Annotated in this window: 13 protein-coding genes; 8 read left to right on the forward strand and 5 right to left on the reverse strand. The window is 70.4% G+C overall.

The window, feature by feature from the left end; translation table 11 throughout:
* Positions 1–35 precede the first annotated feature (35 nt).
* The 3 genes from DEJ04_RS12075 to DEJ04_RS12085 form a co-directional block, all read right to left on the reverse strand.
* Positions 36–1,286, reverse strand: a complete 1,251-nt coding sequence (locus tag DEJ04_RS12075; protein ID WP_111047212.1) for an MFS transporter — start codon at positions 1,284–1,286, stop codon at positions 36–38.
* Positions 1,271–1,843, reverse strand: coding sequence for a transcriptional regulator (locus tag DEJ04_RS12080; protein ID WP_111029949.1), 573 nt, complete (start codon positions 1,841–1,843; stop codon positions 1,271–1,273). The genes DEJ04_RS12075 and DEJ04_RS12080 overlap by 16 nt, the downstream gene beginning before the upstream one ends.
* A 71-nt stretch (positions 1,844–1,914) precedes the next feature.
* Positions 1,915–3,042, reverse strand: a complete 1,128-nt coding sequence (locus DEJ04_RS12085) for an FAD-dependent monooxygenase (RefSeq protein ID WP_111047213.1) — start codon at positions 3,040–3,042, stop codon at positions 1,915–1,917.
* A 104-nt stretch (positions 3,043–3,146) separates the two neighbouring features.
* Here DEJ04_RS12085 and DEJ04_RS12090 point away from each other — a divergent pair, with 104 nt between their 5' ends.
* The 5 genes from DEJ04_RS12090 to DEJ04_RS12110 all read left to right on the forward strand — a co-directional run bounded on the left by DEJ04_RS12090 (position 3,147) and on the right by DEJ04_RS12110 (position 7,433).
* A complete protein-coding gene (locus DEJ04_RS12090) occupies positions 3,147–3,779 on the forward strand; it encodes a TetR/AcrR family transcriptional regulator (protein WP_111047214.1) in 633 nt (210 codons plus the stop codon).
* A gap of 158 nt (positions 3,780–3,937) precedes the next feature.
* On the forward strand, positions 3,938–5,032 hold the full coding sequence (locus DEJ04_RS12095; protein WP_111047215.1) for an SGNH/GDSL hydrolase family protein: 1,095 nt from the start codon (positions 3,938–3,940) through the stop codon (positions 5,030–5,032).
* Between the two features lie 180 nt (positions 5,033–5,212).
* The gene (locus DEJ04_RS12100; RefSeq protein ID WP_111047216.1) at positions 5,213–5,638 is read left to right on the forward strand and encodes a hypothetical protein; all 426 of its coding nucleotides are present in this window, start codon (positions 5,213–5,215) and stop codon (positions 5,636–5,638) included.
* 76 nt (positions 5,639–5,714) lie between these two features.
* Entirely contained in the window at positions 5,715–6,524 is an 810-nt protein-coding gene (locus DEJ04_RS18445) for a hypothetical protein (RefSeq protein WP_111105242.1), read from the forward strand.
* A 279-nt stretch (positions 6,525–6,803) separates the two neighbouring features.
* Positions 6,804–7,433, forward strand: coding sequence for a hypothetical protein (locus tag DEJ04_RS12110; RefSeq protein ID WP_146248702.1), 630 nt, complete (start codon positions 6,804–6,806; stop codon positions 7,431–7,433).
* 65 nt (positions 7,434–7,498) lie between these two features.
* On the opposite strand, the gene DEJ04_RS12115 is transcribed toward DEJ04_RS12110, so the two are convergent.
* Together DEJ04_RS12115 and DEJ04_RS12120 are read right to left on the reverse strand one after the other, a co-directional pair.
* Positions 7,499–8,479, reverse strand: a complete 981-nt coding sequence (locus DEJ04_RS12115; RefSeq protein ID WP_111047218.1) for an alpha/beta hydrolase — start codon at positions 8,477–8,479, stop codon at positions 7,499–7,501.
* A complete protein-coding gene (locus DEJ04_RS12120; protein WP_309148016.1) occupies positions 8,472–10,013 on the reverse strand; it encodes an MFS transporter in 1,542 nt (513 codons plus the stop codon). Before DEJ04_RS12120 ends, DEJ04_RS12115 begins: the two co-directional genes overlap by 8 nt.
* A 195-nt stretch (positions 10,014–10,208) precedes the next feature.
* Here DEJ04_RS12120 and DEJ04_RS12125 point away from each other — a divergent pair, with 195 nt between their 5' ends.
* The 3 genes from DEJ04_RS12125 to DEJ04_RS12135 all read left to right on the forward strand — a co-directional run bounded on the left by DEJ04_RS12125 (position 10,209) and on the right by DEJ04_RS12135 (position 12,263).
* On the forward strand, positions 10,209–10,571 hold the full coding sequence (locus tag DEJ04_RS12125; RefSeq protein WP_111022117.1) for a hypothetical protein: 363 nt from the start codon (positions 10,209–10,211) through the stop codon (positions 10,569–10,571).
* An 11-nt stretch (positions 10,572–10,582) separates the two neighbouring features.
* Positions 10,583–11,392 carry a hypothetical protein gene (locus tag DEJ04_RS12130; RefSeq protein WP_111047219.1) on the forward strand — a complete coding sequence of 270 codons (810 nt, stop codon included), beginning with the start codon at positions 10,583–10,585 and terminating at the stop codon, positions 11,390–11,392.
* 64 nt (positions 11,393–11,456) lie between these two features.
* The gene (locus DEJ04_RS12135) at positions 11,457–12,263 is read left to right on the forward strand and encodes an isocitrate lyase/phosphoenolpyruvate mutase family protein (RefSeq protein WP_111047220.1); all 807 of its coding nucleotides are present in this window, start codon (positions 11,457–11,459) and stop codon (positions 12,261–12,263) included.
* Positions 12,264–12,265 lie beyond the last annotated feature (2 nt).

The raw sequence follows: 12,265 nt of genomic DNA on the forward strand, positions 1-12,265 counted from the left end.
CAGCCTAGGCGGCGGTTCGGGCGGACCACCGGACGTCAAGCCGCCGACACCGTGACCGAGCGGCGTTCCATCAGCCGCCATGATCCGCCGAGCAGCGGCGTGAGCGTCACGACCGTGTACACGACCGCGACGACGGCGAAGGTGGCCTCGACCCCCACACCGTCGGCAGCGAGCCCGGCGAGCAGGCCGCCGACGGGGATGCCCGCCCACGCGCCGGCACCGAGCAGGCCGAACACCCGCGCGCGCATGTGCTCCGGGATCCGCTCGAGCTCGACGGCTCCGAGGATCGGGTTGATCGACCCGGCCGCCAGCCCGGACAGCGCAGCCGAGGCGAGCATCCACGGCAGGCCGAGCCCGAGCGCCGGGACCACCAGGGACGGCCCGCCGGCGAGCACGAAGCACAGGGCGAAGACCAACCGCCGTGGCACGCGGTGCGCCACGTACCCGAAGGCGACGGAGCCGAGGAACGCCGCACCCCCGAAGACACCGGTGACGAGCCCGAGCGCCTGCGCGCCGCCGAGCTGCTGGTCGGCGTAGAGCGGCAGGAGCGTGGTCGAGCGTGCGGCGTCGAGCAGGTTCGTCACGAGCACCAGCGCGACCACGAGCCGGAACAGGGGATCGCGGACGCAGAACCGGAACCCGTCGGCGATGTCGCGCCAGTACCCCTGCGACTCCACGGGCTCGCCGGACGCGACCGGCGCCACCGCACCGCGGACCGTCAGCGCCATGAGCATCGCGGCTGCCCCGAAGGCGATCGCCACGCAGGCGAGACCCGGCATCGGACCGAGGACGGCGACCAGGGTCCCGCCGAGGGGCGCTCCGATCAGCACCGACAGCCGTGACGACGCCTCGAAGTGGCCGACGGCACGTTCGAGCGGCACGCCTGCCGCGGTCGCGAGCCCCGGCAGGAGCACCCGTCGGGCGGACTCACCCGGGGTGTCGAACAGCCCGCTGACGAACACGAGCGCGAGGAGCGCCCAGAACGGCAGACCGACGGTCCAGGCGAGCACCGGCATCGCGAGCAGGGTGAGCCCGCTGACGACGTCGGACACGACACTCGAGCGGACGAAGCCGACCCGCTCCACGATGGCACCGCCGAACGGGCCGCCGAGCACGATCGGCACCGTCGCCATGAACGCGGCGATGCCGACGTCGGTGGCGGAGCCGCCACGCGCGAGGACGGCGAACGGCACGGTGATGGTGGTGATGACGTTCCCGACGCGCGACACCACCTGCACCGCGAGCAGTGCGCGCAGTTGCGCCCGGGGGCTCAGCCGCGAGGCCATCGGTATGCCTGGTTCAGCACGAAGACCTGCTCGGAGCCGTCGCCGGCGTGGTGCTCGGCAGCGACACCAGCCCAGCGGTCCACGACGCCGCGGAGTTCCTCGCCCATGTCCTGGAGCTCGGCTGCCGTCAGGCGGAGCACGCGGTCCGAGCTCGAGGACGCCGACACCCACTCGCGTCCGAACGTCGGCGCGAGGTCGACGAACGCCTCGTAGTTCGCGGCGTACACGCGGGCGACCGCGTGGTCGAGGGTGTTGGTGGCGAGCAACCGCTCCGGGTCGTCGAGCGCATCGGCGAGCTCCCACACGGAGGCGTCGTGCGCGGCTCGCCACCAGCGCTCACGTCGGTCCGTGCCCGCGTCGGGAGCGGGTTCGATGAAGCCCGCGGCGGCGAGTCGGGTGCAGTGGTAGCTGATCGTGCCGGGCGCTTCGTCGATCACCTCGCCGATCGTCGCGGCGGTCTGCGGGCCGTTCGCACGCAACAGGCCGAGGATGCGCAGGCGTGTCGGGTGAGCGAGGGCGCGCATCTGGGCGGGGTCGTCGATCCGTCCTTGGGTCATGGTGCGACCCTATACGCACAAGAAGTCTTGTGGAATTGTTTCGAACAGGCGCAACCGTGGGGGGTCCGTACTCAGCGGTCGAGCAGCATCCTGTTGCGCGCATCGATCTGGTCTGCGGTCGCGGGGAAGTAGCTGCTGACACCGATGTGCTCGGCGTCGTGCTGTACCGCGTCGACGACCGGCCGGAGCGCGCGCTCGTAGTCAGCGAATGCCTGCTCGACGTCGCCGTCCGCGTCCCGGAGGGCGTCGTGGAGTGCAGTGGCGCCGATGATGGCGAGCGAGCCGCCCATCCCGGCGGCCGGGGAAGGGCAGTAACCGGCGTCGCCGACGAGTGCGACACGGCCGGACGTCCACGCCGGCATCTTGATCTGGCTGAGCTTGTCGAAGTAGAAGGTCTCGGCGCCGATGGCTTCGTCGACGTGGTCCGAGAACGGCGAACCGGCCCGGAGCATGTGCTCGCGGAGGATGCGCTTCTGTGCCGCTTCGTCGTGGTGGTCGAAGGGGATCTCCTGCTCGGAGCGGAAGCCGAGGACGAGGTCGGTGGTGGTGTCGTACGAGTTGACCAGCATCGTGACGCCCGGTGCGTTGGTGATCCGGGTCGTCTGCGGTTCGATGACGAGGTCGTCGAGGATGGCGACGGAGAAGTACGTCCGCAGGAAGTGGCTGTACAGAGCTTCCTGCCCGAAGTGCAGTCGACGCACTGTGGAGTGGTTGCCGTCGCAGCCGAACACCATGGAGAAGTCCCGTTCGGTTCCGTCGCGGAAGGTGACGTGCACGCGCTCTTCGTCGGTCTCGTGCAGGGATGTGACCGAGTTGTTCCACAGCATCTCCACTTCGCCCTCGGTCGCGGCGGCGAGGATGTCGAGCAGGTCGTCGCGGTGGACCTCGTAGCCGTCGCCCGTCGATCCGGCCGAGGGAGGCACCGGATCCATCCGCGCGATGCGGTCTCCCTCCGGCGTCGTGAACTCTGTCACCCGCGGCGCGAGCGCCTTCGCCGAGATCTGCTCGAGCAGGCCCATCCGGTCGACGATCGCGATGGTGTCGTCGCGGATGTCGACCGGGGTGCCGCCTCGCTTCAACCCGGGAGCGACCTCGACGATCGAGACGTCGTACCCGAGCCGACGCATCCACAGCGCGGTCGTGAGCCCAGCGAAACTCGCTCCTGCGATGAGTACCTGTTCCTGCTTCTGCGTGGTCATCGATCGTCCTCGTTCCTCGGCATCCACCGAACTTGTAGTGACTCTAAGTTCGGCAAACGTACCAGAACTTTGGGTCACTCAACGTTTCGTGCCAGACTCGGGGGATGGTGGAGTCGAGCACGGGCGTTTCGTCGGGCCTGCGAGAGCGCAAGAAACGGGAGACCCGCGAGCGCCTGGGTGACGTTGCTGCACGCCTGTTCGCTGAGCACGGGTACGACGAGGTGTCGATGTCAGACGTGGCCCGAGCTGCAGGCGTCTCGGATCAGACCGTCTACAACTACTTCCCGACCAAACCCGATCTGGTGTTCGACCGAGCCGACGAGGTGCTCGAGAAGATCCGAGCTGCGGTTGCGGGCCGAGGTGCGCAGCAGTCACCCGCGGAAGCGATGCGCACCATCGTCCTCGAGGATGTCGATCGGTACGTCGCAGAGGACCCGGCCTTGGCGCGAGGGGAGTTCCCCGCGCAGTGCCAGCTCAGCGCGGTGCTCCGGCGCCGGGCGCTGGAGTTCTACGACGAAGTCACGTCCGCGGTGGCAGCAGAACTGGCGGACACGGGTTTCGACTCGATGACCCGGCGTGCTCAGGCTGCCGCGCTCGTGGCCGTCGTGCAGCAGATCACCGAGGCCATCGGCGACGCGGTCCTCGCGGACGCCGACCGGGAATCGACCCGCAAGCGCTTGGTGGCCACGGCCGGAGCGGCGCTGGACCACCTGTCCACCTGGTGCACGTCGGCCTGATCCACGTCGAAGGACAGGACGCGACAGGACAGGACGGGTGCGCGGAGCGCATCCCATGCACCTTGTGGCCCTCTCATGGCGCGGGGCGTCGTACCGACCTACCGTCTACTTGTCAGACGATCGTCTGTCGAATAGGCCCTCTGGAAGGAACCTGCTCCATGCGTCACGCTCCTCGCCTCCGCCGCCCCAACGCGCTGCTGATCACCGGCGGCGTCCTCACGGCGGCAGCGCTCGCTGTCGGGGCAGCCGGGCCCGTCTCCGCGGCCAATGCCGACGGCGCGGCACCCACCCAGTCCGTGGCCGCCGCCAGCGGTGACAACTACGTGGCCTTGGGCGACTCGTACGCCGGCGGCTTCGGCGTCGCCCCCTACAGCTCGGGTCCGGCAGCCGGCTGCTTCCAGTCCACCACCGACTACCCGCACCAGGTCGCAGCATCACTGGGACTCCAGCTCGACGACCGCGCCTGCGCCGGTGCCACCACCGGCAACATCTCCCGGGTCGCGCAGAAGACCGGAGCCGGAAGTGCCACCGCGCCCGTCCAGGCCGACGCGCTCTCCAAGGACACGGACGTCGTCACGGTGTCGATCGGCGGGAACGACCTGGGGTTCTCCGGCGTCATCGCGAACTGCGTCGCGCTGGACAAGGCCGGCCCGGTGTTCTCGGAGATCCACGGGAAGACCTACGACCACTGCAAGGACTACTACGCACCGGTCGTGCACGGCGTCACGCGGGATCGTCTCGCATCGCGCATCCGCACCGTCGTGGCACCGCGGCTCGCGTCGACGTTCCGCGTGATCGCGCAACGTGCTCCGCAGGCGAAGGTGTTCGTCGTCGGCTACCCGATGATCGCGCCGGGTGCGGCGCAGGCCCCGAAGGGATGTTTCTCGAGCCTTCTCGGTGACTCCGGTCTCGAGCCGCCGTTCCCGCAGAACGCGTTCCCCTTCACCGCGACCGACACCGCCTACTTCCACCGCACCCAGAACGCGCTCGACGCAGCGGTCAAGGCTGCGGCGAAGGCTCGTGGGTTCACCTACGTCTCGACGCTCCAGGGCTCTGCCGCGCACACCCCCTGTGCCGCGTCGGGTTCCGCGTGGATGGCGGGACTCACCCTGACCGACCGCGGCACCGCTGCGAACAGCACGCCGCTGGCCGGGACGAAGTACAGCATCCTCTTCGGCGCACTCCACCCGAACGCCGCCGGCATCGCGTACCTGCGTGACCAGACCAAGGCCGCGATCGTCCGATCGCGCTGACGCACCAGCGCCTGCTCGTCGCGTCGTCGACGCGACCATCATGCGGACGGGAGGCCCGTTGCCAGCTGGCAGCGGGCCTCCCGTCCGTCTGGTGTGGACCATCGGGCGTCAGGTCGCCAGCGCTCGACATGTTGTCGGACCGTGACCCGGCAGGGCGTCTCGTTGAGCCATGCTCGTCCTGTGCAGAAGCCACTGGTCCTCGCCGCCGCCGGACTCGCGCTGGTCGCGCTGCCGCTCCTGTCGGCGTGCAGCGAGCAGCCAGCTGACCCCATCGCGTCCGCCCGCACACTCGCCGATGCGCCCGAGTGGGTCAGCAACCCGAGCGGTACCGACTGCGGTGACGTGGAGCTCGAGGCCGACGGTGCGCTCCCTGCCGAGAGCCTGCGGTGTCTGCGGGACGCGAGCGAAGCGGGCGAGGTGGCCTCGCTCCAGTGGGTCCGGTGGACGACCGAGGGTGATCCGACCCCGTCCTTCGTCCGGACGGTTGGTGCAGGGGCCACGGTGGCGTCGACTGCGGCGTACGACACCTACGGCCAGGGTGGGTGGAGCGAGTACGGGTGCACGGACATCGCGGCGTTGCCGGGCTGCTCGGACGTGGGGGAGTAGGGGCGGTTCCGGTTGCGGATGGTCTTCGGAGACTGCTTTTCCTGAGTGAAGGCGTTCGCCGTGGGATGCTGATGCGGTGATCCTGCTGACCGAAGCCCTGCGAGGCGATTGGCTCGTGAAGCGAGCCGGTCGATGGGCGACCGTCGGCGGTGTCGCTGGCACGGGCTTCGAGGCGTACGCGCGGCTGCTGCACCCGGTGGATGCGCACCGTACTGACCCGAACACGGTCGACGAGTGGGGCAATCCCGTCGATGTTGAGCACACGCGTTGGCGGTGGGCTGAGGTTGCGCGCCGTAACGGCCGGGTGATGCATCCCCTGGTGCAGTGGTTCCGCATCAGCGATGACGAGCACACGAGGGACTGGTCGGATGGGTGGAGTGTCGGTCAGTCCGACGATGGGTGGTTCAACCCGGAGGACCTCGCGGTCCTGACCACGCATCTGCGGGCCGCGACGCGGAACCCGGACGACCTGGTCATCGGAGCATGGGAAGGCACCGGCAACCCGCCATGGGCCGAAGGAGGCCGGAACGCGCGCGCGCGGGCTCGCATGCAGATGCCGTGGCCCGGTCGGGACATGTGGTTGTTCAGCTCGAGCCTGCGCGAGCTTGCTGACCCATCGTGGGCGCAGCGCTCCGTCCCCGGATGGGGATGCAGTCGCCCCCAGCAGGAAGGGCCCTACACGTCGCTGATCTGGCCCGGGGATCACACCTGGGTCGTCGCTTCCGAGGAAGACTGGGACTCGACGATCGTCGCCGGCTCACGCGCACTCGTCGACAGCATCCTCGCGGACGATCACTTCGAGGCCTTCGAGGTGCACGAAGACGACGACCTGAGCTGGGACGGCGATCTCCTCAACCCCCGCCAACAGCCGACGTCAGAGCTCTGAGGCGACCAGACCCCGGTGGTGACGAGTCACCACACAACACGGTGCTCGGTGTCTTCGCGACTGAGTCCGAAGCGTCGAAGTTCAGCGACGAGGTAGAAGCACGATTCCCGCTGGGAGTCATCTACTCGCGCTTCGGGGCTGCGCCGGCGCGAACTCCGAATCGGCCTTGCTGGTTACCGCAAGATCGGTGAGGAACCGTCGTGTGGGCCGACGGTCCGGCAGTACGGTCCGGGAACAGCCTGACTCGAGGCTGCGAGAAGCCGACCCGAAGGCGACCCGATGGACAACTGCGACGAGCGACGGCCTGGCGCCCTTGCGTTCAAGAAGCATCTCGGCGAGCAGTTCGGCGGTGATCTCCGGCGGACAAGAGCAGCTCCGGTCGCGCCACGACTCCACGGCGCGGTGAAGGCGACTGCCGTGCGAGCGCACACCGCCGGCGGCTCGAACGGCGGAATCCGTCAGGTCGTTGCTGAGCCAGTCCCGTTGCGGTTCGAGATGGCGAGCATGGGGCTGTCCCTCGCCGGCCTGGGTGTCGCGATCGGGTGCGGAGTCGCGCGCACGATCGGCCAGCAGATCCTGCCAGTCGCGAGGATCGTGGATCCCGAGGCGGGCGACGCGGAGCTCGACGAACGCGGCGTGTTCGAGGCACAGCTCGCCGAGGTGCTCACGGAGTCTCGGCCTCTCACCGTGGAACTCGCTGCAGAGGAGCTGGCGGCGGACACCATCATCATGCCCGTCGTCGGTGATCGCGTGCACTACAGCAGGGGTTCCGGGCACCTCATCGGGCTGCAGGGAGTCGTCGTTGAGTCCGATGACGGACAAGCCCTGCCGCGCGGGCTGCGGTCCGTGCAGCTCGACGGTGAGGCGTGGCCGATCGTCGTCACGGTGGTGTCCCTGGACCGGATCTAGCTGTTGCTGCGAACAGGAGCCGGTCCCGGCACGAGCGCCGCGATGCGCTCGTGCCGGGACTGCCGTCAAACCGCCGGGCTGAGGAGACGCCCGGTGAACTCGCGCAGGGCCCGCACGGCCCGCCGCGACAGCGTCGCGTCGGGCATCATGCTCGTCGATCCGTGGAACGCTCCCGGCCACACGTGCAGTTCCGCCTGGACCCCTGCCGCCCACAGCGAGCTGGCGTAGGCGACGGTCTCGTCGCGGAACACCTCGGTGCTGCCGCAGTCGATGTACGCGGGCGGGAGCCCGGCGAGGTCGGTCGCGCGGCCGGGTGCGGCGTAGATCGACACGTCCTCGCCGCCCCGCCGGTCACCGAGGTAGGCGTCCCAGCCGAACCGTGTCATCTCCCGGTCGGCGACCCCGACACCGTCGAACTGCCGAGCCGACAGTGTCGCGTCGCGGTCGTCGAGCATGGGGCTCACGAGCACCTGGCCGATGACGGAGGGCCCTCGTCGGTCGCGGGCGAGGAGGGCGGTGCCGGCGGCGAGACCGGCACCGGCGCTCTGCCCGACGAGGACGATGCGGTCCGGGTCGATGCCGAGTTCGTCGGCGTGCTCGGCTGCCCAGACGAGACCGGCGTAGCAGTCCTCGACCGGGTACGGGTCCGGGTGTTCCGGCGCCAGGCGGTAGTCCGGGCTGACCAGGACGACGTCGTGCACCAGCAGCCACTCGTCGTAGGAGTCGAGGTTGCCGAGGTGGTGGCCGAACATCATGCCGCCGCCGTGGATCGCGTAGGCCAGGGCAGCCGTGCCGGTTCGGCCGGTGCGTTGGATCACGGCGAGGTCGATCGGGTCACCGCGGTGCCCCGGGATCGTGATGCTGCTCCGCTCGAGGCCGCGAGCACGCAGTCCTTCGTCGAGCTGCGCCTCGGTCATGTCCAGCTGTCGCATCTGCGGCAGCATCTGCGCCGTGAGGTGGAAACGGCCGCGCGCATCCATGGCGGTGAGGAAGGGCACGAACTCGGGATCGAACGGCGGGCGGGGGAGGGCGATGGTGTCAGACACGGGAGGTCTCCTCGGTGATGGTGATCGGGTCGGTGTGTGCAGGGGTGGTGTCGGCAGGGTCGGACGGGGCCTCGTCCTCTGGTTCGACGGTGGGCCGGGCTCGGAGCATGCCGACCACGACGAGCAGCGCTGCGACCGCGGCGAGGCCGAGCCCGGCGACGGTGAGGGCGTCCTGGAAGCTCTCGATCCGGGCGGCAGTCCAGGTGGTCGTGGTGATGCTCCCGGCGACGAAGGCGGCGACGATGGTCCCCGCCGCCGCGACGGCGGCACCACCCGCGAGCTCGCTCGACGTGTCGACGAGCGCCGCTCCGACGGAGGTGCGGTCGGCGGGCAGGCCCGTGAGGACCGAGGCGCCGGCGACGACGCCGACGACCCGCATGCCGGCGGCGACGAGCACGAGCGCGACGAGCACCCACAGGTACCCGTACCGGCTCAGGGCGCCGAAGACCGCGAGACCGGAGACGACCGAGACGGCGCTCATCCAGGCGGCGCGGCCCAGGCCGACCCGCTGCACGAACGGCCCGACGAAGCGGCCGCCGACGAGCAGGACGACCACCTGCGGCAGCGTCCCGACGGCGGCCAGGGCCGGCGGCCAGCCCCAGGCGAACTGCAGCTGCAGGGTCACGAGGTACGACAGTCCGGCGACGGCCAGACCCGACGCGGCCTTGAACGCGAGGCCGCTCGAGACGAGTGGTCGGGCGAGCAGGTGCAGGTCGATCAGCGGGTGCCGTGCGGTCCGCTCGCGGGCGACGAACCCCACCGCGCAGGTGGCGGCGAGGGCGAGGACGGCCCACCCCCACCAGCCAGCGACTCCGGACTCGACCAGGATCGTCGGCGCCACGAGTGCTCCGGCCGTGGTCACGGTACCGAGCAGCGCTCCGACCACGTCGACCGGATCACGATGGAGCCCTGAAGCCTCGTCGCGGGCGACACCGAGCCGGATGCCGACGAGTGCGAGGACCGCGATGGGCACGTCGGCCAGCAGCAGCACCTGCCACGGGGCGACGGCGAGCACGAAACCGCCGACGGTCGGCCCGATGGCCAGCCCCACGAGCCCGGCCGTCGAGATGACGGTGAGTGCCCGCACCCGGAGACCTTCGTCGTCGAAGAGACGGAACGCGAGCGCCATCGACCCGGGCGTCGTCATCGCCGCGGCGACGCCCATCGCGACGCGCACGGCGATCAGCTGCTCGGTCGACGTGACCACCGCCGTGGCGAGGCTCGCCAGGGCCAGCAGGACGAGCCCGGCGAGCATGACCCGGCGGCGTCCGACGCGGTCGGCGACGGCGCCGAACAGCAGCATCAGCCCTCCGAAGGCGACCGAGTAGGCACCTGAGACCCACTGCAGGCCCGTCGTCGACGAGCCCAGGTCGCGACCGATCGTCGGCAGGGCGACGTTGAGCACGGAGTTGTCGAGCATCTCGAACAGGAACACCGCGGACAGCCCGGCCAGGGCGATCCAGGCGTCGCGCAGACGAGGAGAAGAACCACCGCCGGGCACGTGCCCGGTGGTGCGAGCGGGACTGGGGGACACGATGGCGCACTCCTTCGAGGGAAGAAGTGGCGACTCGTTCGATGCCGCGTGCTGGTGCGTCGCAGATCGCGGCGCCTTTTACCTCAGTGATCGAGACCATACACGGACTGCCCACTCGAGGAAAGTCCGCGGTGGACGTCCCGGTTGCTGCCGTCGCAGTTCGAGGTGGGAAGTGGCAGGACCTACCCTGGACGGATGCTCTCCCGCCGCGAAGCCGCCGTCCGGCTCGACATCCCCCTCGAGATGGCGACCCGCCACGGCATCCCGTCGCGCCTGAGCGAAGCGGAGCTCGACGCGATCGAGCAGGACCCGCCCGCCTGGCTCGTGCAGTCCCGGGCCAACCGCACCGGCACGAAGAAGGTCTGGACGCGTCTGGAGTGCGTGGTCTGCGGCTTCGACGAAGAAGCGCGCCCGAAGAAGTGGTGGCCCGAGTGGGACTACCTGATGTGCGACTACCACGCCCCGTACCAGGCGCCCGAGCCCACCGCCGGCCTGACGCGGCGCGAGGTCGAGGGCATCGGCAGCCGCTTCATCGCGCTCGTCGACGAGAAGCTCTGAGCAGCAGCACGATGCGCCTGCTGAGCGAGGCATCGCGGGGCGACTGGCTCGTCGCGCGTGCCGGGCGATGGGCGAGCGTCGGTGGTGTCGCGGGCACCGGGTTCGAGGCGTACGCACGCCTGTTGCACCCGGTCGGCGCGCACCGGGCGGACCTCGACACCACGGACGAGTGGGGCGACCACCCGGACGTCGAACACACCCGCTGGCGGTGGTCGGAGGTCGCGCGCCGCAACGACCGCGTGATGCACCCCCTGGTGCAGTGGCAACGCCTGACCGACGACGAGCAGACGAGGTCCTGGGCCGACGGCTGGCGTGTGGACCAGTCGGACGACGGATGGTTCGACCCGCAGGACCTCGCCGTCCTCACCACGCACCTACGGAGCGCGACGTCGACCCCCGAAGACCTGGTCGTCGGAGCGTGGGAGGGGACGGGCGGGCCGCCGTCCGCTGAACGCCGGCACCGGATCCGACGTGCGCGGGGCTTGATGGCCTGGCCCGCGCGGGACACCTGGCTCTTCAGTGCGACCCTGGACGAGCTCGTCGATCCGTCGTGGGCGCAGCGGGCGGTCCCGGGTTGGGAGAGCTTCGGGCTGCACGGCCAGGTGGCGCCGCACACGACGTTCATCTGGCCGGAGGACCACGCGTGGGTCGTCGCCGCCGAGGAGGACTGGGACTCGACGATCGTCGCCGGATCGCGCGCGCTCGTCGACCGCGTGCTCGACGACGGCCGGTTCGAGGCGTTCGAGGTCCGCGAGCACGACGACCTGTCGTGGGATGGAGACCTGCTGAACCCACGCAGGTCTCCTCTCCCCGGGGGCTGAGCGGCGCCACCGCGTCGTCCGGAACCCGCCAGCTCGTCCGCGCTCGGACCGCTGGGATCGAAGGGTGACCACGACTTCGACCAGAGCCGCGACCTTCCACGGCCTCCACGACCACCGATCCCGGCCACTCGTCCTCGTCAACGTCTGGGACGCCGCGAGCGCCCGACTCGTCGAGGACGCCGGCGCGACCGCGATCGCCACGACCAGTGCGGGCGTCGCCTGGTCCCTCGGGCGACCGGACGGGAACACCCTGACCCGCGCGGAAGCGATGGACGCGGTCGCGCGGATCGCGGCTTCGGTGTCGGTGCCGGTCACCGTCGACATCGAGTCCGGGTACGCCGACGACGCGGACGGCGTGGCGCGCACGGTGGACGCGGTGCTCGAAGCGGGCGCCGTCGGGATCAACATCGAGGACGGCAGGTTGCATCCGGATGCGCTCGCCGACCGGATCGGGGCGGCCCGGCGCGCGGCGGAACGAGCCGGGGTGCGCCTGTTCGTCAACGCACGGACCGACGTCCACCTCGCCGGTCTCGTCGATCCCGAACGACTCCTGGCCGAGACGCTCGAGCGTGCTCGTCGCTACCGCGGAGCCGGCGCGGACGGCGTGTTCGTCCCGGGAGTCCGAGACGTCGAGACCATCCGTGCGCTGGTGGAGTCGATCGACGGCCCGGTGAACGTGATGGCCGGTCCGGGGTCGCCGACCGTGGCGGCACTCGCCCGGCTCGGGGTGGCCCGCATCAGTCTCGGTTCCGCCGTCGCGCAGGCCGCGTACGCCGTCGTTCGGCAGGCCACGGCCGAGCTGCGGACCACCGGCACCTACGACTCGCTGGCGGGCGGGGTGGACTACGCGGACCTGAACGCGCTCTTCTGAGC

Origin of the sequence: Curtobacterium sp. MCLR17_044 (assembly GCF_003234435.1) — a bacterium.
Taxonomy (GTDB): domain Bacteria; phylum Actinomycetota; class Actinomycetes; order Actinomycetales; family Microbacteriaceae; genus Curtobacterium; species Curtobacterium flaccumfaciens.